21 protein-coding genes are annotated in these 22,581 nt (G+C 30.7%); 2 read left to right on the top strand and 19 right to left on the bottom strand.

Going from position 1 to position 22,581, the window contains the following annotated elements; genetic code table 11:
- Positions 1-25: 25 nt before the first annotated feature.
- The 4 genes from OREMA_RS0110145 to OREMA_RS0110160 all read right to left on the bottom strand — a co-directional run bounded on the left by OREMA_RS0110145 (position 26) and on the right by OREMA_RS0110160 (position 6,197).
- Complete coding sequence (locus OREMA_RS0110145; RefSeq protein ID WP_018249154.1) at positions 26-784, bottom strand: DUF368 domain-containing protein; 759 nt, start codon at positions 782-784, stop codon at positions 26-28.
- A 213-nt stretch (positions 785-997) separates the two neighbouring features.
- A complete protein-coding gene (locus OREMA_RS0110150; RefSeq protein WP_018249155.1) occupies positions 998-1,972 on the bottom strand; it encodes a DapH/DapD/GlmU-related protein in 975 nt (324 codons plus the stop codon).
- A gap of 174 nt (positions 1,973-2,146) precedes the next feature.
- Positions 2,147-2,641 carry a phosphatidylglycerophosphatase A family protein gene (locus OREMA_RS0110155; RefSeq protein ID WP_018249156.1) on the bottom strand — a complete coding sequence of 165 codons (495 nt, stop codon included), beginning with the start codon at positions 2,639-2,641 and terminating at the stop codon, positions 2,147-2,149.
- A 127-nt stretch (positions 2,642-2,768) separates the two neighbouring features.
- On the bottom strand, positions 2,769-6,197 hold the full coding sequence (locus OREMA_RS0110160) for a DNA polymerase III subunit alpha (RefSeq protein ID WP_018249157.1): 3,429 nt from the start codon (positions 6,195-6,197) through the stop codon (positions 2,769-2,771).
- A gap of 244 nt (positions 6,198-6,441) precedes the next feature.
- Between OREMA_RS0110160 and OREMA_RS0110165 the strand changes: the two genes are divergently transcribed.
- Positions 6,442-6,753 (top strand): YtrH family sporulation protein, encoded by a 312-nt coding sequence (locus OREMA_RS0110165; protein WP_026188962.1) that lies wholly within the window; start codon positions 6,442-6,444, stop codon positions 6,751-6,753.
- Between the two features lies 1 nt (position 6,754).
- Entirely contained in the window at positions 6,755-7,228 is a 474-nt protein-coding gene (locus OREMA_RS0110170) for a hypothetical protein (RefSeq protein ID WP_018249159.1), read from the top strand.
- Between the two features lie 33 nt (positions 7,229-7,261).
- On the opposite strand, the gene OREMA_RS0110175 is transcribed toward OREMA_RS0110170, so the two are convergent.
- From OREMA_RS0110175 to OREMA_RS0110245, 15 genes are all read right to left on the bottom strand, one after another.
- Entirely contained in the window at positions 7,262-8,443 is a 1,182-nt protein-coding gene (locus OREMA_RS0110175) for a pyridoxal phosphate-dependent aminotransferase (RefSeq protein ID WP_018249160.1), read from the bottom strand.
- Between the two features lie 144 nt (positions 8,444-8,587).
- Positions 8,588-10,396 (bottom strand): translational GTPase TypA, encoded by a 1,809-nt coding sequence (gene typA / locus OREMA_RS0110180; protein WP_018249161.1) that lies wholly within the window; start codon positions 10,394-10,396, stop codon positions 8,588-8,590.
- 206 nt (positions 10,397-10,602) lie between these two features.
- Entirely contained in the window at positions 10,603-12,165 is a 1,563-nt protein-coding gene (locus OREMA_RS17645) for a methyl-accepting chemotaxis protein (protein ID WP_018249162.1), read from the bottom strand.
- A gap of 295 nt (positions 12,166-12,460) precedes the next feature.
- The gene (locus OREMA_RS0110190; protein ID WP_018249163.1) at positions 12,461-13,222 is read right to left on the bottom strand and encodes a histidinol-phosphatase HisJ family protein; all 762 of its coding nucleotides are present in this window, start codon (positions 13,220-13,222) and stop codon (positions 12,461-12,463) included.
- A 63-nt stretch (positions 13,223-13,285) separates the two neighbouring features.
- On the bottom strand, positions 13,286-13,690 hold the full coding sequence (locus OREMA_RS0110195) for a secondary thiamine-phosphate synthase enzyme YjbQ (RefSeq protein ID WP_018249164.1): 405 nt from the start codon (positions 13,688-13,690) through the stop codon (positions 13,286-13,288).
- 737 nt (positions 13,691-14,427) lie between these two features.
- Positions 14,428-14,796, bottom strand: coding sequence for a four helix bundle protein (locus tag OREMA_RS0110200; protein WP_018249165.1), 369 nt, complete (start codon positions 14,794-14,796; stop codon positions 14,428-14,430).
- Positions 14,797-15,043: 247 nt separating this feature from the next.
- Entirely contained in the window at positions 15,044-15,355 is a 312-nt protein-coding gene (locus OREMA_RS0110205; RefSeq protein ID WP_018249166.1) for a flagellar protein FlgN, read from the bottom strand.
- A gap of 97 nt (positions 15,356-15,452) precedes the next feature.
- Complete coding sequence (locus tag OREMA_RS0110210; protein ID WP_018249167.1) at positions 15,453-15,803, bottom strand: flagellar protein FlaG; 351 nt, start codon at positions 15,801-15,803, stop codon at positions 15,453-15,455.
- Positions 15,804-15,857: 54 nt separating this feature from the next.
- Positions 15,858-16,343, bottom strand: coding sequence for a flagellar protein FlgN (locus OREMA_RS17650; RefSeq protein WP_018249168.1), 486 nt, complete (start codon positions 16,341-16,343; stop codon positions 15,858-15,860).
- Positions 16,344-16,451: 108 nt separating this feature from the next.
- Positions 16,452-17,147 (bottom strand): pseudaminic acid cytidylyltransferase, encoded by a 696-nt coding sequence (gene pseF, locus OREMA_RS0110220; protein ID WP_018249169.1) that lies wholly within the window; start codon positions 17,145-17,147, stop codon positions 16,452-16,454.
- A 7-nt stretch (positions 17,148-17,154) separates the two neighbouring features.
- Positions 17,155-18,330, bottom strand: a complete 1,176-nt coding sequence (neuC, locus tag OREMA_RS0110225; RefSeq protein ID WP_018249170.1) for a UDP-N-acetylglucosamine 2-epimerase — start codon at positions 18,328-18,330, stop codon at positions 17,155-17,157.
- Complete coding sequence (neuB, locus tag OREMA_RS0110230; protein WP_018249171.1) at positions 18,327-19,322, bottom strand: N-acetylneuraminate synthase; 996 nt, start codon at positions 19,320-19,322, stop codon at positions 18,327-18,329. The genes neuC and neuB overlap by 4 nt, the downstream gene beginning before the upstream one ends.
- 2 nt (positions 19,323-19,324) lie before the next feature.
- The gene (locus OREMA_RS0110235; protein WP_018249172.1) at positions 19,325-19,969 is read right to left on the bottom strand and encodes an acetyltransferase; all 645 of its coding nucleotides are present in this window, start codon (positions 19,967-19,969) and stop codon (positions 19,325-19,327) included.
- Entirely contained in the window at positions 19,966-21,135 is a 1,170-nt protein-coding gene (locus OREMA_RS0110240; protein ID WP_018249173.1) for a LegC family aminotransferase, read from the bottom strand. Before OREMA_RS0110240 ends, OREMA_RS0110235 begins: the two co-directional genes overlap by 4 nt.
- Positions 21,136-21,150: 15 nt before the next feature.
- Positions 21,151-22,563, bottom strand: coding sequence for a polysaccharide biosynthesis protein (locus OREMA_RS0110245; RefSeq protein WP_018249174.1), 1,413 nt, complete (start codon positions 22,561-22,563; stop codon positions 21,151-21,153).
- Positions 22,564-22,581 lie beyond the last annotated feature (18 nt).

Below are 22,581 nucleotides of genomic sequence, written 5' to 3' on the forward strand. Positions count from 1 at the left end.
AGCAGTTTATATAATTAGATATTTTTTATACTTCTCTTTTATCCAATATCCAAATAGAAAGAAAACCTAGTAGAAATCCAACAATCTCTAAAATACCAATTTGATCTGGAATAACAGTTCTCATAGAGCCCAAAATTAGACCTGTTAATAGAGCCATCAACAATGATCTCCATCTATCTAATAAATAAGATAATAACCAAGAAAATCCTAACAGACCTACAGCTACTCCTAAACCAAAAGAGAATAAGATTGGAATATCAAAGTTAGTGATTGCTTGCAAAACATTCTGATATAAACCTAACATAATTAAAATAGTACCACCACTAACTCCTGGTAATATCATTGCTACACTACCTATAGCACCACCCCAAAAGAATTTGAGCCAAGAAATATCTGCTCCACTAGCTGCAGAATCGATATCTATTGAATAGTAATAAGCAATTATTAAGCCTACAATAAATAAAGCTATAGTTTTGAAATTAAACTTATCTATCTCTTTAATAGTTACTTTACTTGAAGTAAAGATTAGACCTAATAGAAAAGCCATTGTAAAGCCTGGTTGTAGGTCAAATAAGCCAACTATTACTTTAGATCCACCAACTACTCCTATCACAGCACCAAATAAGATCGGAATTAAAATCCTTAGATTTATCTTCTTAATTCCATTTACCAAACGATCATATATTCCCAATACTAAAGCCATAGTTCCACCACTAATTCCTGGTAAAGTATTAGAAATACCAATCGGTATTCCTTTAATTAATAACTCCCAAAATTGATTCATAGATTCACCTCTAATATTATATACTCTTATAAATTATTAATATGAATATATTGCAATACTTTTAGGTACTAGAAGTTAGGTTATAGGGGATAGTAAGGTCTTTCTAACCCCTACCTCCTAATGCCTAATTCCAAAACTATCCTACTATCTTTCTTAAGGTTCACTTTAAACTTCGATAATCATAATCTATTCTTCCCCTTATAGAAAAGCTGTTTAAGGATTATTAGAAATTTGCTTTTTATACTTAGTTTTCAAAAAACTCATTAAGTTCTTTTCCATCTTATATTCATCTACAGATTTAGCTGGTGAGCCAATCACTGTTAAACCTGATTCTATCTTTCTACCATAAGGAACTGTAGCACCTGAACCAACTGTAGCACCATCACCAACTATAGCTGTATGAACTACCGCATTAGAACCGATCATTACTTTTGAACCTATCTTACCACCAACTATTGCTCCACTACCAATAAAAGTTCCTGAGTTAATTACAGTAGCTATCACCTTTCTATCTTCATTAGAATCTAATTCAGCCTTTTTGCGCCCCACATTAAATATTCTAGCTAAAGGTCCAATTCTAACATTATCTTTAACTTCTACATTGCTTTCAATATTAGCTGCTGTACCAATTGATACATTGTCACCGATCACAACATTAGCTCTAATTGTAACATTCTCTTCAATATTAACGTTATTACCCATAATAACATTATTTCCTATAATCGCTCCTGTACCAATATGACAATTATCTCCAATAGATGTTTGACCTCTAACAACTACTCCACTGCCTATAAATGTTCCTTCTCCAATTCTTACATCTTCCTGTAATAGTGCATTACCAACCACTCTACTAAAAGATCCAATTGAAACTCCATCATATAATTCAGCCAATGAACTAACACTAGCTTTAGGTGCTAAATAAATATCTCTAACTAATTGACCTGGATTTGGATTATTATACTCTAATATTGGAGCAATTGTAATGACGGGATCTAGACTACTTTCTCTAATCAACTGTAATACCTCTTCTTTTCTTTCTTTAGGAATAACTGTAGCAAACTCTAATTTTCTACCATCACTTTGCTTTACTACTTTGATTGAATAGTCTAATTTATTATGATTAAAAGTATGGCGCAAACGATAACTAACTGTTCCTCTGACAGTTGCTATAATTTTATAGTAGTCCATATCATCATTCCCTTCAACAACAATTAAGAATTTATAATTAATAACCTATCCTGAAGTTTTACTAGTCTATAGTCTAAAAAATTTCACTTAGTACTAGAGTTAAGATCAAATTAAAAAAAGTTAAGCTATAACTATATTTCTAATTATTAATTATACATTATAGATTTTCAATTATTAAGATACTTCTTCCTCTTTTAATTCAGCTTCATTTCTCTTTTGATGAGCGATTCTTGCTGAAGCTGCAGATGCTATTCCAGCTACTAAATCATCTAAAAAAGTATTAACATTATCTTTTTTGCTATCTAGTCTTTCCATTACCCCAAATTTATTCTTATCTAAATATCCAAAGCTAGTAAAACCAATAGTTCCATAAATATTGGCAATTGCCAATGCTAAGCTCTCATCTACTCCATATAACGGCTCATCCCTTTTTATAATACTAGCTAATGGTTCTTCAATTTTATCTTCTTCAGTTAACTTATCTAAAGCAATTCCAGTTAACAATGTATATTGTACTTCTCTTTTATTTAAAACTCTATCAACAGCATTTAAGCACTCATCTATGTTTAAATTATCACTATATGGTTTCTGTAAAGCATAAACTATATCTGCTATCTCCTCTAATTCTACTCCTCGTTCTGCTAACTGTTCAATTATTATCTCTTTCATCTTATTTCCTCCTTTTATAATTTGTACATATATTATATGCATCAATACGATAAATTGTAACTTCATTCTACTTAAGGAATATTTGGATTGAAGTTGATTTATATATTAATAAAATAATCCTTTGCTATTAATTATAGCTCAAAGAATGTTTTAATTCTAATTTATTCAATTCTTCCTTCAAACTATCACTTAACTTTACATTATATCTTGCATCCAGCTTGATACTAACTCTTTTGGAGTCAATAACTAAATGAAGATAAACAGCACTACTTCCTCTATATTGTAATAAAATATTCTTTAAGTCAAACAATACTTCATCATCTAATTTTTCTAATTGTAAATGAAGAATATCTACTTCTTTATTCTTCTCTTTTCCCTTAGAATAAAAATCACTCTCCAAGTCTCCTATTTGAGCTGCAATCAACTTTCCTTCTTGATTGACTTTTCCTTTGATTAGTACTACCTCTTCTTCAAGAATATATTCTTGATACTTTTGATAGACATTTGGAAAGACAATCACTTCTATTTCTCCAACTTCATCTTCTAAGTTCAAAAAAGCCATCTTATTATGATTCTTTGTTAATATTTCACGATTATCAACGATTAATCCTCCAACAACAACTTTTCCTTGATTGACTTTTAAATTTTGACTACTATTAGTTCTTTTATCTTTTAGCATTGCTAAATAATCTTGTAGTGGATGACCTGAAAGATAAAAGCCTAACATTTCTTTTTCTAAAGATAACAGCCTTCTAAACTCAAACTCTTCAATATCAGGCATCTCTATTTGATCAACTATGAATTCATCTTCATCAAATATATCAAGAAAGCTTGTTTGACCATTACTTTTTTGTTTCTGTACTTTTTGAGCTTGTTCAAAAACCTTTTCTAATATTCTTAACAATTGAGAACGATAAAATCCTAAAGAATCAAAGGCTCCAGCTTTGATTAAGCTTTCCACAACTCTTTGATTTACTTTAGATAAATTTACCCTTTCACAAAAATCCTTTAGCCCCTCAAATTTCCCTTCAGCTCTAGACTCTATAATTGCTTCAATAGCTTTTTTTCCTACATTTTTAATTGCCTCCAAGCCAAAACGAATATTACCATCCTCTACAGTAAAACCTACCTTACTATAATTTATATCAGGAGCAAGTATCTTAATGCCTATTCTTTCGGATTCTGCTATATAAGCTGCTACTTTATCACTATTCCCAATTAAGCTGGTCATTAAGGCTGCCATAAATTCTACAGGATAATGCGCTTTTAAATAAGCTGTCTGATAAGAGACATAAGCATAGGCTGTACTATGAGCTTTATTAAATCCGTAACCACTAAAATACTCAATCAATTCAAATAGTTCTTCGCCTAATTTTTGACTATATCCATTATTAACTACACCAATAACTTCATCATTACCATTAATAAAAATATCACGATGCTTCTTCATTACCTCAGGCTTTTTCTTACCCATAGCCCTTCTCAAAATATCAGCTTCACCCAAAGAATATCCAGCAATTTTTTGGGCAATCTGCATTACTTGTTCTTGGTATAAGATTACTCCATAAGTTGCTTTTAAGGTATCTTTTAAATCTTCGTGGGGATATTCAATCTCTTCTTCTCCATGGCGTCTAGCAATGAAATCATCTACCATACCACTCCCTAAAGGCCCTGGTCTATACAGGGCAAGCAAAGCAATAATATCTTCAATCTCTTCAGGTTTTAGCTTTTGAATTAACCTTCTCATCCCATCACTTTCTAATTGAAATACACCTAAGCTATCTCCAGAACTCAATAATTCAAAAACCTTTTCATCATCAAAGGGTATCTCTGCTAATTTCAATTCTACCCCTTGAGTCTCTTTGAGCAGATCTAAAGTCTTATTAATAACAGTTAAAGTTCTCAAACCTAAAAAATCCATCTTTAATAAACCTAATGATTCTAAATCTCCCATTGGATACTGGGTAGTAATCTCACCTTTACTCATATAAAGTGGAGTATAATTAGTAATCTCCTCTTTAGTAATAATTACTCCTGCAGCATGGGTTGAAGCATGGCGTGGCAAGCCTTCAATCTGTCTAGAGTAATCAATTATTTCCTTAACTTGATAGTCAGAATGATATAGATTCTTTAAATCCTTAGATTCTTTTAAAGCTTGGTCTAAGCTAATCCCCAATGAATTAGGGATGGCTTTAGCAACCTTATCTACTTTCTCATAAGCAATTCCTAGCACTCTACCAACATCTCTAATCGCACCCTTGGCTGCCATAGTACCAAAAGTAATTATCTGTGCTACTTTATCTTGTCCATATTTTCTAACTACATAATCTATTACTTCATCACGCCGCTCATAACAGAAATCAATATCAATATCTGGCATTGAAACACGAGCTGGATTTAAGAACCTTTCAAATAATAAATTATATTTTAAGGGATCAATCTCAGTAATATCCAAAAGATAAGAAACTATACTAGAAGCAGCACTACCTCGACCCGGCCCCACAATAATATCATTGTCCTTAGCATATTTAATAAAATCTCTAACAATCAAAAAATAAGCCGGATATCCCATCTGATTAATTATACCTAATTCATATTCTAATCTCTCTTCAATTTCAGGTGTTAACTTATCATATTTATCTTCTAAGCCTTCATAAGCCAACTTACGGAGATAAGATTCCAAGCTTTCTCCATTGGGCACATCATAATGTGGTAATAAGATATTATCAAAATCTAGCTCAACATTACATCTATCAGCAATCTTTATGGTATTAGTAATTGCTTCTGGATAATCTTTAAATATCTCCTTCATCTCTTGATAAGATTTTAAGTAAAATTGATCATTAGGGAATTTCATTCTATTCTTATCATCAATATCTTTCCCTGTTTGAATACATAATAATACATCATGAACTTTAGCATCTTCTTGAGTCAAATAATGAGCATCATTAGTAGCAACTAAGGGAATCTCCAACTCTTCGCTTAATTCTACTAATCCTTTATTAGCAAGATGTTGATCTGCTAAGCCATGATCTTGCAGTTCCAAAAAGAAATTATCTTCTCCAAATATTCTTTGGTACTGTAAAGCAACCTCCCTAGCTCTCTCTTTTTGATTATTCTTTAATAAGCTAGCTAATTCACCTGCCAGACAGCTACTCAAACAGATAATCCCTTCGCTATATTCCCTTAATAAACTTTTATCAACTCTTGGTTTATAATAAAATCCCTGCGTATAGGAGGTTGATACTAACTTCAGTAAGTTTTGATAACCTTGATTATTCTCTGCTAATAGTACTAGATGGGCTAAGCCTTTATTATTTTTGTCTTTTTTTAAATGGTTATTAGCAACATAGACCTCACAACCAATAATTGGTTTTATCCCTGCAGCTTTTGCTTGCCTATAAAAATCTACTGCACCATACATTACACCATGATCAGTTATAGCTACAGCTGGCATATTAGATTCTTTGGCCTGATTGACCAAATCTTTTATTCTGATCGCTCCATCTAATAGACTATATTCAGTATGTAAATGTAAATGAACAAAGTTGTCCACTTTTTTCACCTCCCTATTGATCAACTAAGTGTTGAACAAATCATAAACTTAATAATTTATTATTTCCATATACCTTTTATATTATCCTGCTTTTATGAATTTTAACTACTTGGTATATTCTACTTGATATCCAAATAAATATAAGGTACGAAGATTTAGGTTAATTGCTTATTAGATGTTAACTACTAATTAGTAGTTAACATCTAATCAATAGTCACTAATCACTAATTCTGTAGGTGATATAATGGCAAGATTAAGCTTAGTTTTTTTTATTTCTTTAGGAGTAGTTCTAGGAGGATCAATTTTGGGGAGTATTGGTGCTACATTAGCTAAAGAATCTCCTATCAAAATCATGTCACAACTTTCTCAGGAGATTAAACTCTGGGCAGTAGTTACTGCTATGGGTGGAACCTTTTCTCACCTTAGAATTATCGAAGGAGGAATGTTTGAAGGAAAATTCATCCTAATATTCAAACAATTTGTTTTATTAATGGTAGCATTCTTAGGAGCCCAACTTGGAATTTGGCTTATCTCCATCATAACTGGAGGCAATTAAAATGACTTTTAATTTCTTAACCCTAACTAAACAAGATCTTTTACGTATGTTTGCCTGCTTTATTCTAGGAATGATATTTGGTATAACCCTATTTAATCTCTTAGTTGCACAACAATTAGACCAATTAATCTTCGAAAAAGAAGAACTACTATCCAAAATAGATAATCAACAGACACAACTAAATAATCTAGAAGAAAGTTTAGCCCAAGAAAGAAGAAAGGTAATCAAAAACCTAAGTATAGATATAGAAAATAAGCTAGATAAACACATTAAACAAGAATTAAAAAAAGATATCTTTGAAATATTAAAGACATTAATAGGAAGAGATATATCTAAGGTAGATGGTAAATTATTAGCAGGAACATTAGATCAAAGAACTGTAATTATAGAAAAAAAAAGTTATCAATTAAACTTAATTTGGATAATTATCCAAGCTAATTCAAGCTTTTCTTTTAAAGTAATAGAAAAAGAATAGAGACACGATATATCGTGTCTCTATAAGATTTCATTATGATAAAAATTGATTTATTCTATTAAGGGCTTCTTTAAGATCTTCATCACTAGCAGCATAAGATAATCTAATATATCCTGGCATTCCAAAGGCTGAACCAGGTACTGTAGCTACCCCTGCTTTTTCTAGTAATAATTCTACAAATTTATAATCATCAACTATCTCTTCATCATCAATAGTCTTTCCTAATAACCCTTTAATATTAGCAAATAAATAGAATGCACCTTCTGGCTTAACTGCTGTAATACCTGTAATTTTATTGATCCCATCTGTAATCAAATCTCGACGAGCTTCAAAGGCTTCTAACATCTTATTAGTTGCTTCTTGGCTACCTGCAATAGCTGCCAAGCTTGCTTTTTGTGCTATTGAGTTAGCATTAGAAGTACTATGGCTTTGTAACCTTCCCATAGCTTTAATTAACTCTTCTGATCCTACAGCATAACCAATTCTCCAACCAGTCATAGCATAAGCTTTAGATACACCATCAATAATTAAGGTTCTATCCTTAATCTCTTCTCCTAAACTAGCAATACTAACTGCCTTATTAGAATAACTAATCTTTCGATATATCTCATCAGAAATAACAAAGATATCTTCTTCAATAGCTACTTGTGCTATCTCTTCTAACTCTTCTTTACTATAAACTGCCCCCGTTGGATTACTTGGACTATTAATAATCACTGCTTTAGTTTTAGCAGTAATAGCCTCCTTTAAATCCTTGGCAGTCATCTTAAAACTATTATCCTCTGAGGTTTCAACTACAACTGGGATGCCTCCAGCAAATTTAATCTGTTCAGGATAACTTACCCAATAAGGAGCAGGTAAAATCACCTCATCTCCTACTTCAACTAAGGCCTGAATAGCATTAAATAAAGAACTTTTAGCCCCACTAGAAACAATAACTTGATTACTATTATAGTCTACTCCTCTCTCCTCTTTACAACTATCACAAATAGCTTCTCTTAATTCTAAGATTCCAACAGTAGCAGTATAAGTAGTAAATCCTTCTTCAATAGCTTTAATAGCAGCTTCTTTAACATGTTTAGGGGTTTCAAAATCAGGCTCACCTGCTCCTAAGCCAATAATCTCTCTTCCTTCTTCTTGTAATGCTTTAGCTTTAGCAGTAATTGCTAAAGTTGGAGAATTAGCAATTTGGTTAACACGTGATGATAGTTTCATATCAATCTCTTCCTCCTCAATTCTTAACTCCTTAAGCCAATTTTATTTATATAATAGTAAAACTAACAAAGAACTTATGTAATCCAAGAGCAGAGATAGACTCTACTCTTATATGACTACTCTATTTATACTATATAATACTTACTATTTTTGTGATTTGATACGTTTTTTCTTATCCAAGATCTTCTTTCTTAATCTAATATTTTTGGGTGTTACTTCTACTAACTCATCGCTAGTAATAAATTCCAATGATTCTTCTAAGCTAAATTTAGTAGCTGGAGTTAACATAATAGCTTCATCAGACCCAGAAGATCTCATGTTGTCAAGTTTCTTACCTTTACAAATGTTAACATCTAAATCTTGCTCTCTAGAGTTAGAACCAACAATCATTCCAGCATAAACCTTTGTTCCTGGATCAACAAAGATTATTCCTCTATCTTGAGCATTAAAGATTCCATAACGAGTAGTTTCTCCAGCACGATCTGCTACAATAGTACCATTTCTACGAGTATTCATTTCTCCTCGATAGTTATCATAATGAGAGAAGGTACTATTTAAAATCCCTTCCCCTTTAGTCTTAGTTAAGAATTCAGATCTAAAACCAATTAAACCACGAGCAGGAATTTCAAAGGTCAATCTCATTCTAGTTTGACTTAGATGAGTCATATCCTTCATCTCACCTTTACGCTTTCCTAACTCTTCAATTATAGTACCCATAAAATCTTCTGGAACATCGATAATTACCTCTTCAATTGGTTCCATCTTTTGACCATCTACCTCTTTAATAATTGCTTCTGGCTTAGATACTTGGAATTCATAGCCTTCTCTTCTCATAGTCTCAATTAAAATAGATAAGTGTAATTCACCTCTACCAGAAACTTTAAAGGTATCAGGAGTTAACTCTTCTACTCTTAAAGCTACATTTCTTTCTAACTCAGTAAATAGTCTCTCCTTCAATTGACGTGAAGTTACATAATCTCCTTCTTGTCCTGAAAAGGGACTATCATTAGTAGTAAAGGTCATACTTACTGTTGGCTCTTCTATTTTTATAAAAGGTAACGCTTCTGGATTCTCTGCATCGGCAATTGTTTCACCAATGTTTATATCCTCAGTTCCAGCTAAAGCAATGATATCTCCCATTTTAGCCATCTCTACTTCTTCTTTTCCTAGCCCCTGATAAGAAAAGATCTTAGTAATGTTCTTATGCTCTATACTTCCATCTTGCTTACAAATAGCTACCTTTTCTCCTTTTTTAACCTGTCCTCTATTGACTTTACCAATAGCCATTCTTCCTACATAATCATTATACTCAATAGTAGTAACTATCATCTGCAAGGACTCGTCTATTTGACCTTCTGGGGCAGGAATATGCTCAACAATTGATTTAAATAATGGCTCTAAAGTATCGCTTTCTTCATCTAAATCTGCTGTAGCAAAACCTTCTAAAGCTGAAGCATAAATAACAGGGAATTCAATCTGTTCTTCAGTAGCTCCTAATTCAATAAATAGATCAAGCACCATATCCTCAACTACACCTGGTCTTGCATCAGGACGGTCTACCTTATTAATTACGACAATTGGCGTTAAATCCAATTCCAAAGCTTTTGTTAATACGAATTTAGTTTGAGGCATTGGTCCTTCAAAAGCATCAACAATTAATAATACTCCATCAACCATCTTTAAGATACGCTCTACCTCTCCACCAAAATCAGCATGTCCTGGTGTATCAACTATATTAATCTTCTTATCTTTATAGTTAATAGCTGTATTTTTGGAAAGAATAGTAATACCTCTTTCCTTTTCTAAATCATTACTATCCATAACTCTCTCTTCTACTTCTTGTTTGGCATGAAAAATACCACTCTGTTTTAACATACCATCTACTAATGTTGTCTTACCATGATCAACATGGGCAATAATGGCTATATTCCTAATATCATCTCTTATTATCATCTTATCCTCCTTATATATAGAAATCACCCAACAGATTCCAATATATTAATTAAATTATCTCTTTCTTGATTAATATTTTATACCTAAATTATAACTATGATTAGATTATAATATATTACTTAAATTGTCAATCAAATTTAAGTAATATACTAAATAATTCTAACAAAAAAGAGTAGCACCTTCAGGTGCTACTCTTTTTTAGGAAACTATATCTCAAACTCTTCCATCATTTGCTGTAATTGTTGTGCCATATTTGATAATTCTTGTGATGATTCAGTAATTCCATGGGACATATTACTAATATCCTCAGAAGCATTCATTAATCTATTACTATTCCCTGCTAATTGCTCAGAAATAGATGCTGTCTGTTCTATTTGAATAGAAGTACTTTCTATTGCATCTCTTATTAGATCAAATACCTCACCTGTATCTTGAACAACAACTTTACCTTCTTTAGCCTTAACTTCTACATCTTTGATTACCTCTAGACCTTTAGTAGATTTACTTTGGGTCTCTTTCACTATTCCAGCAATATTATCAGTTGCTTTTGCAGTCTCTTCAGCCAACTCTCTAATCTCATCTGCTACTACAGCAAATCCTTGTCCATGTTCACCAGCTCTTGCCGCCTCAATTGCTGCATTTAAAGCTAATAAATTGGTCTGTTCAGCTATATTGGTAATTACTTCTATAATCTGACCAATCTCTTTCGAGTTATCATCTAGGGCATTTATAACCTCTACAGCTTCACTTACAGCTTGATTAATCTCTTCTATATTGTTGATTACTTTACTTATATTATCATTACCTACTTGGGTTTGGGCATTTGCTTCTTCTGCTAAGCCATTTACCTCTTGACTACTTGCCGATACCTGCTGAATACCACTTGCTATCTGTTCAATATTAGAGTTTGTATCTTCTATATTTGCATTTCCCTCTTCAGCAGAAGCAGCTAACTCTTGACTATAGCCTGACAAATCCTCTGTAATACCTAATAAACTAACTACGATTCCTCTTAAACTATTAGTCATCTTATTAACACTATCTATTAAAACACCAATTTCATCTTCTCTTTCTGTCTCTAATTTATTATTCAACTTACCAACTGCTATCTGATTAGTCACTTTTATAATCCTATCTAAAGGATTAAATAACAATCTATTAAAAGGTATAATTAATAGAGCTTGTATTACAATCTGACTAACTATAAAAATTATAACAATTAACCAGAATATCTTCTTGATTATAGGCTTAACCAATTCTGAAGAAGTTCCAACATATAACATACCAATAATTTCATCTTTTTTGTTCTTAATTGGTTGATATGCAGCATAATAATTTTCTCCTACTACATCTGCTTTTCCATAATAGTTCTTACCATCTTCTAATACTATTTTAGCTATCTTCTTATCTACTTTACTTCCTATAGCACTTGTAGCATCTTCTCTTTTGACATTAGTAGCAACTCTAGTACTATCAGCAAAAATTGTTGCAGTCCCTCTAGTTAATTCAACAATATCACCTATTATTTCAGAATTATTATTTATTAAAAGATCACCTTTATATAAGCGATCTCCTTCTTTACGCCAATCTCCTGGATACTTATGTGCTAAAAGTTGATCAGCTACATTCACTTCTCCTCTCACTGCTTGAATGGAAACTTGTTTAGTTATAACTATATTAACCCCTACCAATACTACAAAAGCTAAAATTAACATTGATATTCCCACAATTAAATTTAGTTTCAACTTTAAAGATAATTTATTAAACACCCTTCTCCCTCCCCATTTAAAAATAACAAACTATAATAATTATAACAAATTATGAAAAATTGATCAAATAATTAAAATATTTATCCTCTTTTCAACAAATAAAATATTCTTTCCTAATATGAGTAAATTCAAAAATAAAAGATCAATATTTTATACTTTTTTATTTAAATTTAATAGCCTGACTAAACTTTTAGTCAGGCTATTAATATCGAAACTCTATTCTCTATTTTCAGTTATTACTTTTTAAATAGCTAAATTATATCGATCAAAATTCCAATACTAAGACCTACTTTAATTATAATTTAACCATCTTTCTTTTCTTGTTTTCAAAAGTAGCAATCTCAGTATAACCAATATCTAGAAGAATATCTTTTACCGCCGAAAGATTTTCACCAATCCTCTCTGCTTTATGAGCATCAGAACTCATAGTTACCTTAATTCCTAGTTCATAAGCCTTCTCCAAAATTTCTCGGCTAGGGTAAAACTCTTGAGCAGGTTTATTCATACCATTAGTATTGATCTCTATTACTATATCTTCTGCTGCAATTACCTCTAAAGTAGGAGTTACTATCTCAACTATATCTTTTTTAGGTCTATATCCAAAGACCTTAATTAAATCTAAATGACCTAAGATTTGAAATAACCCAGATTGAGCTGCACCTCTTACATAGTCAAAGTACTCTTTATATAACTCTACAATCTTCCAATTATCATATTCAGCTGTATAATCTGGATGATCAAACATCCAATCACCAAGAAAGTGAATAGATCCAATAACATAATCCAGATCAAATTGCCCTAAAAATTCAGCGATTTCATCTTCCTTACCTGGAGTATAATCCATTTCGATTCCTCTTCTTACTTTTATCTGTGGATACTCCTTAGCTACCTCTGCAATCAGATCAAAATCAAACTCTTCATAATAACGATTATGATCTGTAAATCCAACTTCTGATACATCTTTTTTGACAGCAACTTCTAAGAATTCTCTAATATTTTCTTTACTAATCTTTCTATCCATATGCCCCAAAGGGTGTGTATGATAATCTACTAACATCTTCTCTCCTCCTCTTTAAGTTCAATGACAAGTAAGCAGTGACTGCTGACTAATTTATAGTCATTACTCGTCACTTGTCACTATTTTTACCTGTACTTTCCTTCTTCTAGGACCATCAAATTCAGCAAAATAGATCCCTTGCCAAGTTCCTAACAATAATCTTCCACCTTTAATAATTATCTGCTCTGAATTTCCAAAGAGACTAGCCTTTAGATGGGCTGCTGAATTACCTTCTAAATGCTGATAATTATCTTTCCAAGGTATCAATTGATCTAGCTTATGTAAAATATCCCTTTTCACAGTAGGGTCAGCATTTTCATTAATTGTTACTGCCGCAGTAGTATGGGGAATAAATACTAGACAAGTCCCCTTTTTAACTGCTGACTGGCTAACTACCTCTTCAACTTTTCTAGTAATATCTATTAATTCTCCACGCTTAGTAGTCTTTATATCTAACTCTCTAAACATTTTAATTCACTCCTTGATATATAAATTCTAACTTCAAGCAGTAATTTCCTCCATAAGTACTTTAACTTTTTAGGATTAAAAACAATGCTGCTATTAAAGCTCCACCTAAAAACAAAAGTAAATACATCATAGATAATACCTCCTAGTAAATATTAATCTTAGTATTTAGTATAAGTTATATTTTAGAATACAAACCAGAAAGATTATTTTTAGTTGACAGCTTATATAATTTAAGTATCTTTTCAAACTTTTTAATTAATACTGTATAATTTATAAATTATAATTAAAATCTTAAAACTTGATAAAATCACTATCTAAATGATAGTTCTTAGTTCAAAAGTAAGACCCAATCAGGAGTAACCTTAAAGTAATAACAAAAAAACAAAAAGAGCACTCAAATTGAGTACTCATAAATGTATTTACTTAGCTGACCTGATCTTTGCCCCCACACTCGCCCACTGGAGGGTTTGCAGTATTATCAGACCACTACTACCTCTCTCTAGTAGAATTACATTATGTAATAATCTAGGTAGGACTCACCTCTAAGCCGCACCATGATCAATAGCTTAAAAATTTTATGCTACCTTACGTGGATCGTTTTGCCTGCGACTGGCATCGACTTTCAACCACAGACCTAAGTAAATACCTTTTTCATTATACATTGTGGGGTTGAAAAAAGCAAGAGTTTTTAGGCGATAGGCACTAGGCTATAGGAGAAAGGCATACCTATTAACCCATTATTTAAAAGCATTAATAAAACCATTTAGTAATTTACCAATTAAATTTGTCTGCTTAAATAAATGATTATAAGATTTATCCTCTATATATCCTAAATCCTTAGATAGTATCAATAAGTATTTAACCTCTTCTAATGAACCACGAGAAATATAAGCAAATTTTAATAACTCCTTGTTTGTTTTTCTTCCTTTCCCTTCTACAATATTATTAGGTATAGATACAACTGCCCTTCTAAATTGATCAGTAAGACCATACCTTTCTTCCTTAGGAAAATCAGCTGTGATTTGATAAATTTCTAATACAAGTTTGTGAGCTTCTTGCCAGAGTTTTAAATTTTTAAAGTTATCCTTATAAGCTACCGAATTCATTGCAGATCCTTTCATGAATTTTTTTGATTATTATTCCATATTAAATCAATAATATACCATATGGTCTTTATTTTATCTCTTATCTCTTATCTCTTATCTCTTATCTCTTATCTCTTATCTCTTATCTCTTATCTCTTATCTCTTATCTCTTATCTCTTATCTCCTATCTCCTATCTCCTATCCTCTATCTCCCATCCTCTATCTCCTATTCTCTATCTCCTATCTCCTATCTCCTATCTCCTATCTCCTATCTCCTAACCACCTGATTTTCTTTCTCTAATTGATAAATCTCATTAACTAAGGGTTTAATTTTAGCTAATTTTTCCGAATTACTCTTAACCATTAACTTAATTTTATCTCCTTTACTTATGTTAAATTTTAATTCTATCTTTTCTATCTTATCTCTAATTTCTCTCTTCTTTAACTTAATCTCTTCTAAGTTATCTAAATCATCTTCTTTTAATAGTTTGTTCTCTTCTTCTGTTAGAGTTAATAATTCTTTATATAAATCAACTTCTTTTTCTAATTCTTTAATTTTATCTCTTTCAGACTTTAACATAATTTTCACTCCTTGAATTAAATATAGTTATAATTCATATAATAAAAAAAATTCATCCCTAATAATAGAGATGATTAATAAAAACTATTTAATTATACTAAATCTTCTCGTCAATAATTAGACCTACCATCTCTTTTATTTTACCTACCATATCCAATACTTCCTCAGGAGGTAATTCTTTAATAACTTTATGTTTATCTAAATCCATAACTTTAACCATCATTCTTTCACTCTCATCATGTAATTCAAATTTTAAATCTTTATGAACAGCTTGCACTGCATCATTTAGTTCTTTCAAACTATTCTCAACATTTTCTTTGGACTGTTTATTATTCTGGGCTTGAAATTCCTCTTTAACTTCTTGATTATTTAGTTGTTCAACTTTTTGAGATTGATTAGAATTTATAGAAACAGCAGATCTTATATTTGAACTTTCTGAAATTTTCATTCTATCTCCTCCTTTCTTTGCATCAAATATTAAGTTTATGATATTAAACTATAGCTAACTTTTATTATCTATAAAAGTAGAATGAATTCTTGCTTGTTTAGAATTATAGGATTTGTTAACCTTAGACCCTTTTCTAATTTTACCTATCTCTTTCATTAACTCATTTTTTTTATCTGCCATCAACTTTTGATTCTGTTTATCTAAATCATTTAATTCCTTAATCAAAGTTTTTATACTATTAATAGTATCTTCCAACTCTAAATCAAATAATTCTGTCTCTAAAAGTTGACTTATCCATCTCTTATCATCTAAATCTAATGCTTTTATACATGCATTCTTATAAGGTTTTAATTTTAACTCTAAATCATCTATCTTACTCATTACTTGTTCTTTGCTAGATAATATTCTTTCTAATTCTTCTAGGTCTGAATTTTTAATTAATTTTTGTTGTTTCTGACTTAAAGATAACAAATTCTGATAATAAGTTAACTCATTCTTATATATTTTAATTACTCTATCTATAATTTGTTTATCAATCACAATATATCACCTCTATTGGGCTTAATTTATTTATAAATAATTCATTAATATTTAGTTCTGTAAGCATATAGAAAATTCCTTCTTTAATAAGATAATAATATGTTTTATTTAAAAAGCCTTCTTTTCTTTCAACAAAACTTCAGCTAACTTAAAATCTATATAATTATCTATATCTATTGACTCTCTCTTATCCATAATGTAAGCAAAAGATTTTTCTTTATAAAAATCTTTAAATTTTAAAAAATATCTTACCTTGGATATATATATAGCTCCATTAACTCTATAAAAAAATGTTAAATCTTGCCGTCTCATATTTTTCGCCTCATCCAAAAAATTATCTAATGATAAATTTTCATCTAAAGTATTAGCTAATAAAGGACTATGTTCTGTCTCACAAACACTAACTACCGCATTTGCTTCTTTTTCTACTAATAACTCATAAGCTTCTTTTATATTCTGTGATGTCCTTAATGGTGACGTCGGCTGAAGAAGCATAAAGTAATTATACTCTTTTCCCAACTTTTTCATCTCACTTAATACATCTATAATTACATCAATACTGCTTGCTGCATCATTTGAAAGCTCCTTAGACCTTAAAAAAGGAGCATCGGCTCCATATTTAATTGCAATCTCTGCATATTCTCTTGAATCAGTAGAAACTATAATATCTTTAAATATTCCGCTCTTTTTAGCAGCTTCTATTGTATAGGCAATCATTGGTTTTTTATTTAGCTCTTTTATATTTTTATCTTTTAGACCCTTTGAACCACTTCTGGCAGGTATAATTGCTATTATCCTATTCATATCAAAATCACACCTCAAATTCTATATCATAAAACTTCTTCTTTAAATCTATATTTTGACTCAATAAAATATTCTCAAGTATCTTAATTATCTTTTTAGAAGTATTACCTTGACCATAAGGGTTATTTAGATTCTTTAATTTAGATTTAAATTCTTCTCTATCAATGATTTCTAAACTTTTTAGAATCTCTTTCTTTTCTGGTATACAATCTATCACAGATTCTGCTTTTATTCTGCCTTTTTGTCTATCCCCTATATTAAGTGTAGGTATCTTCAAGCTTGGAGCTTCTATAATCCCACTAGAAGAATTACCTATTAGCACTTTACTATTCTTCATTAAACTTAAATAGTATTCCAGTGCCAAAGACTTAAATGAATATGATTTATTATCATTTTTAACATATTTATCTATCTCCTTATTGATTATTCTTCCACTAGTATCAGAATTTCCTTTTATGAAAACCTTAATTAACTCTTTTTTTTCTTCTAAAGCTTCTAATAATTCTTTAATTTGATTTTCTGCTGTATTATTCTCCAAAGTTACAGGATGAAAGACTATTACTGAATACTTTTCACCCAAATCTATTTCTAACTTCTCTTCTATCTCACTTTTTGATAAAAGTTCTAAATTAAGTGTATTTTCAACACCCATAGCCCCTACATTAAATACTCTCTTAGGAGATTCTCCTAACTGTATAACCCTCTTTCTATATTCTTCTGTAGAGGTGAAATGTAAATAAGACATTTTACTCATACTATGACGAAAAGATTCATCAAAAGCACCTTCTGTAATCTCTCCCCCATGAAGGTGAGCTATAGGTATATTAGCTACTGTTGCTGCCGACATAGCTGCAAAGGTTTCATATCTGTCTCCTAATATCACTACCATATCAGGATTTAATCTCTCATAAGCTTCTGAAAAGCTTATTAAAGCTAACCCCATAGATTTAGATACACCTACAGGAGTATCTGAGCTTATTAATATCTCTAACTTTTCGTCTATCTCAAAATCATCTGCTTCTATCTGTTTATAAGTCAATCCGAATTCCGGAGATAAATGCATCCCTGTAGCTATGATTTGTAATTGCAAAAATTCTGAGTTTTTAAGTCTTTTAATAAGTGGTTTTAAAATTCCATACTCAGCTCTTGTACCTGTTACAACACATACTTTTTTCTCAATCATAGCTTAATCAACTCATCTTTTTTGAAACTCCTTTTAGCTATCTTTCCTACTATCTCTCCCCATCTCATAGGACTAATTCCATTACCAGGTCTTTTAATAGCTAAATTTTCTTCATTAAAGACATCTCCCTCTTTTATATCTCTGCTTGCAACTATACTCTTTCTGACAATAGCTTTATTCTTCATTTCTGATTTTGATGGCTTTTTTACTCCACTTCCCAAAGCTTTTTCTATATTCCTAATTGCTTCAACCATTGACTTTAACTCATCAGGTTCTAAACTAGCTCTATGGTCTGGTCCTTCCATAGTTCTATCCAAAGTAAAGTGTTTTTCTACAACCTCTGCCCCCATAGCCACTGCCGCTATAGAAACTTCTATACCCAAGGTATGATCAGAATAACCCACTTTAACTTTAAAAGCTTCTTTAATTGTATTCATAGCTTTTAAATTCACATCTTCCATTGGCGTTGGATATTCAGTATTACAATGAAGCACAGTTATATCTTTACTTCCAGCCTCTCTTAATACCTTTAAAGCAACTTCTATCTCAGATAGGTTAGCCATTCCTGTAGATATAATAACCTTATTATTTAGTTGCCCTATCCTTCTTAGATAAGGTAAATTAGTTATCTCTCCTGATGGTATCTTCCATATCTTCATACCTAGTCCATCAAGAAGTTCTATACTCTCCAAATCAAAAGCTGAAGACATGAATAAAATATCTTTTTCCTTACAATAGTCTCTTAATATCTCATATTCATCATAATCTAGCTCTAATTTTTTTATCATTTCATATTGTGTTTCATCTTTTGAAGTTGTGTCTTTTTGATAATCTGCTTTCTCCAAACTTTTAGATACTAGCTTTTCAGCTTTAAAACTTTGAAACTTAATGGCATCAGCACCAGCCCAGATAGCTTCATCTATCAATCTTTTAGCTAAATCTAGATTACCATTATGGTTTACTCCTGCTTCAGCAATAATAAACGTCTTCACCTTTACCTCTCCTTACAAGGAACTCCAAATGCTTTTTTATTATCTTCTATATCTTTTATAACAACACTGCCAGCTCCTATCATAGTTCTAGAACCGATCTTTATACCTTCTATTACACTAGCACCAATTCCAATCCAACTCCCTTGGCCTACTTTTACTCCCCCAGCTAATGTAACATTTGGAGAAATATGAACAAAATCCTCTATAATATTATCATGTTCTATTATACTACCAGTATTTATTATGCAGTGTTTCCCTATTTCCGTATAACTATTTATTACAGCATTAGCCATGACTACACTACCTTCTTTAATTTTAGCTTTATTTGCTATTGTAGCTTTGGGATGAATTGCCGTAAAATAATTGACTTTATAACTTTTAGAAATTTTCTCTCTAATCTCATTATTCCCAATTCCTATTATGAAATAAATGTCTTCTTTAGATATATCTTTTATCTTGTCAACCTTACCAATTACAGGTATATCAAAAATCTTTAATTCATTATCATCATTATACTTATCGTCTAAAAACCCTTTTAATTCTATATCCTCTTTTAGTTCTTCTTTTCTTTTCAAAATAATATCAGCTATAACCTTTGCATGCCCTCCAGAACCTATAATTATAATTTTCTTTTTAGCTTTCATCATTCCTTAAACTCTTTCAATTTCTCTATTACTTTAAATAACTGTTCTTCTGTCAGGCTTGTACTACAAGGTATATTTATTATATTATCTACATAATACCTAGCTTTTTCTACTTTATAAGCTATTTCATCTTTAAATGGTTTTTGATCACTCATAAGACCCCAAAGCGGCCTTGCTTGTATTCCTACTTCATTTAATCCACTTAATAGTTCATCTCTATCAATACCATATTTCTCTTTGTCTACTATTACAGAATAGAACCAGTAATTAGGTCTTGTTCTATTATTAAAAGGTAATAGATCTAAACCTTCTATATTAGCTATTTCTTCTTTATATAGATTATAATTTTTTATTTTAGAATTTATAAATCTTTCTATTTGATCAATCTGGCTAGTACCAAAGGCTGCTGCAACATTGGTAAGTCTATAATTGTAACCTATCTCATCATGTTTATAATATAAAGGGTCGGTCTTTGCTTGCACAGATAAAAACCTTGCTTTTTCTAATAAACTTATGTCATTAGAAACAATCATTCCTCCCCCACCAGTAGTCAATATCTTATTTGCATTAAAAGAGTAAACCCCCACATGTCCTATAGTACCTGTATATCTTCCTTTATATTTCCCATCTACATAGTAAGAACCTAAAGATTCAGCAGCATCTTCTACTACTTTTAAATTGTACTTTTCAGCTATACCCATAACTCGTTCCATATCAATTGGATTACCAAAAATATGAACTACACATAAAACCTTAATTAATCTGTTGCTTTTCTTATTTTTTAATCCTCTTTCTGTAAATTCACATTGAGTCTCCAAAAACTCTTCTAATTTATCTAAATCCATATTCAATGTATCATCACAATCTATAAAAATAGGATGAGCACCTAAATAAGTTACTGGATTTACAGTTGCTATAAAAGTAACCGTAGGTACAATTACTTCATCACCGGCTTCTACCCCCAATACTCTATAACTCATATGAAGCCCTGCTGTACCACTTTGTACTCCTACAGCTTCTTCAACTCCAACATACTCAGCAATCTTATTTTCAAATTCAGTTATAAACCTTCCACCTGTAGATACCCATCCTGTCTCTATACACTCTTTAATATTTTCAAGAATATCTAAAGTTAGATTAGGTACTGATAACGGTATATTCAAGCTCATTAAAGCACCCCACTATTAATAATTTGCTTCTTTATAAGTTGGTACTAATTCTTTTAATTTTTTTTTCATCTTATTTCTATCAAAGTTTTCAACTATTTTTTTTAAATTTTTTAATCCTGATTTAATTTTGATATCTTCATTTCTTATATCTGCTATAAATATCTTTTCATTTTGTGTTTCTTTACAATAATCCACATCATACAATAATTCTTCATATAACTTTTCACCTGGCCTTAAACCAGTTATTTTAATATCTACATCTTCCCCCAAATTCAAGCCAGATAACTCTATCATTCGTTTTGCTAAATCAATTATTTTTATGGGTTTCCCCATGTCTAATACAAAAACCTCTCCGCCCTTTCCTATATAGCCAGCCTCTAATACCAATTGTGCTGCTTCTGGAATAGTCATAAAGTATCTTGTTACCTCTTTATGAGTTACAGTTAGATCTTTTCCTTCTTTTAATAAAGATTTAAATAAAGGAATTACACTACCATTACTTCCAAGTACATTACCAAATCTTACAGCCATATATTTAGTATGCGAAGATTTATTTTTATCTTCCAAAATTAATTCAGCTAATCGCTTAGTTGCCCCCATAATATTTGTAGGGTTTACAGCTTTATCGGTAGAAATAAATACAAATTTTTCAACAATGTATTTATCTGAAATTTCTATAAGGTTTCTAGTTGCAAAAACATTATTTTTTATTGCTTCCCCTATGTTATTCTCCATTAAAGGAACATGCTTATGAGCAGCTGCATGAAAAACCAAATCAGGTTGATATTTTTTAAATAGATAATTTAATTTACCTTTTTCTCTTATATTACAGATTTCTGGATAAACTTTGATTTTATAATGACGCTTTAAGTATAATTCTAGAAAATATAGATCATTTTCATTAATATCTAACATAACTAATTTTTCCGGATTATATTTGACTAGCTGTCTACATAATTCACTGCCAATTGATCCAGCAGCTCCTGTAACTATAACTACTTTAGAATTAATATATTCATGTATATCTTTACTATTAATATTAATAGGCTCTCTTCCTAATAAATCTTCTACTCTAATTTTCCTTAACTGTTTAGTAAAAGACTTATCTAACAATAATTCTTCAAAAGAGGGCAATACCTTAACATTTACACCTTGTTTCTTCACCTCAGTATATATTTTTCCTAAATCCTTATGGTTTATTGATGTAGTTGCTATAATAATTTCATCTATTTTATGTTGCTTAATAAAGTATTTAATATTAGCATGATCCCCTAATACCTTATATCCTTTTATTATATTATGATGTTTACTTTTATCAGCATCTAGAAAACCAATTATATTATAATTAAATTTTGTATTATTCTTTAATATCTCATTAATTATATGTTTTCCAGCACTACCAGCTCCGACTATAATTAAGTTTTTCATATAACCACCCATTATTTT

The sequence above is a fragment of the Orenia marismortui DSM 5156 genome, assembly GCF_000379025.1.
Taxonomy (GTDB): Bacteria; Bacillota; Halanaerobiia; order Halobacteroidales; family Halobacteroidaceae; genus Orenia; species Orenia marismortui.

Bases quoted from the DNA above. Each gene is read 5' to 3' on its own strand.
- OREMA_RS0110145 (WP_018249154.1), bottom strand. From the start codon at position 784: ATGAATCAATTTTGGGAGTTATTAATTAAAGGAATACCGATTGGTATT.
- OREMA_RS0110150 (WP_018249155.1), bottom strand. From the start codon at position 1,972: ATGGACTACTATAAAATTATAGCAACTGTCAGAGGAACAGTTAGTTAT.
- OREMA_RS0110155 (WP_018249156.1), bottom strand. From the start codon at position 2,641: ATGAAAGAGATAATAATTGAACAGTTAGCAGAACGAGGAGTAGAATTA.
- OREMA_RS0110165 (WP_026188962.1), top strand. From the start codon at position 6,442: ATGGCAAGATTAAGCTTAGTTTTTTTTATTTCTTTAGGAGTAGTTCTA.
- OREMA_RS0110170 (WP_018249159.1), top strand. From the start codon at position 6,755: ATGACTTTTAATTTCTTAACCCTAACTAAACAAGATCTTTTACGTATG.
- OREMA_RS0110175 (WP_018249160.1), bottom strand. From the start codon at position 8,443: ATGAAACTATCATCACGTGTTAACCAAATTGCTAATTCTCCAACTTTA.
- typA (WP_018249161.1), bottom strand. From the start codon at position 10,396: ATGATAATAAGAGATGATATTAGGAATATAGCCATTATTGCCCATGTT.
- OREMA_RS0110190 (WP_018249163.1), bottom strand. From the start codon at position 13,222: ATGTTAGTAGATTATCATACACACCCTTTGGGGCATATGGATAGAAAG.
- OREMA_RS0110195 (WP_018249164.1), bottom strand. From the start codon at position 13,690: ATGTTTAGAGAGTTAGATATAAAGACTACTAAGCGTGGAGAATTAATA.
- OREMA_RS0110200 (WP_018249165.1), bottom strand. From the start codon at position 14,796: ATGAATTCGGTAGCTTATAAGGATAACTTTAAAAATTTAAAACTCTGG.
- OREMA_RS0110205 (WP_018249166.1), bottom strand. From the start codon at position 15,355: ATGTTAAAGTCTGAAAGAGATAAAATTAAAGAATTAGAAAAAGAAGTT.
- OREMA_RS0110210 (WP_018249167.1), bottom strand. From the start codon at position 15,803: ATGAAAATTTCAGAAAGTTCAAATATAAGATCTGCTGTTTCTATAAAT.
- pseF (WP_018249169.1), bottom strand. From the start codon at position 17,147: ATGAATAGGATAATAGCAATTATACCTGCCAGAAGTGGTTCAAAGGGT.
- neuC (WP_018249170.1), bottom strand. From the start codon at position 18,330: ATGATTGAGAAAAAAGTATGTGTTGTAACAGGTACAAGAGCTGAGTAT.
- OREMA_RS0110235 (WP_018249172.1), bottom strand. From the start codon at position 19,969: ATGATGAAAGCTAAAAAGAAAATTATAATTATAGGTTCTGGAGGGCAT.
- OREMA_RS0110240 (WP_018249173.1), bottom strand. From the start codon at position 21,135: ATGAGCTTGAATATACCGTTATCAGTACCTAATCTAACTTTAGATATT.
- OREMA_RS0110245 (WP_018249174.1), bottom strand. From the start codon at position 22,563: ATGAAAAACTTAATTATAGTCGGAGCTGGTAGTGCTGGAAAACATATA.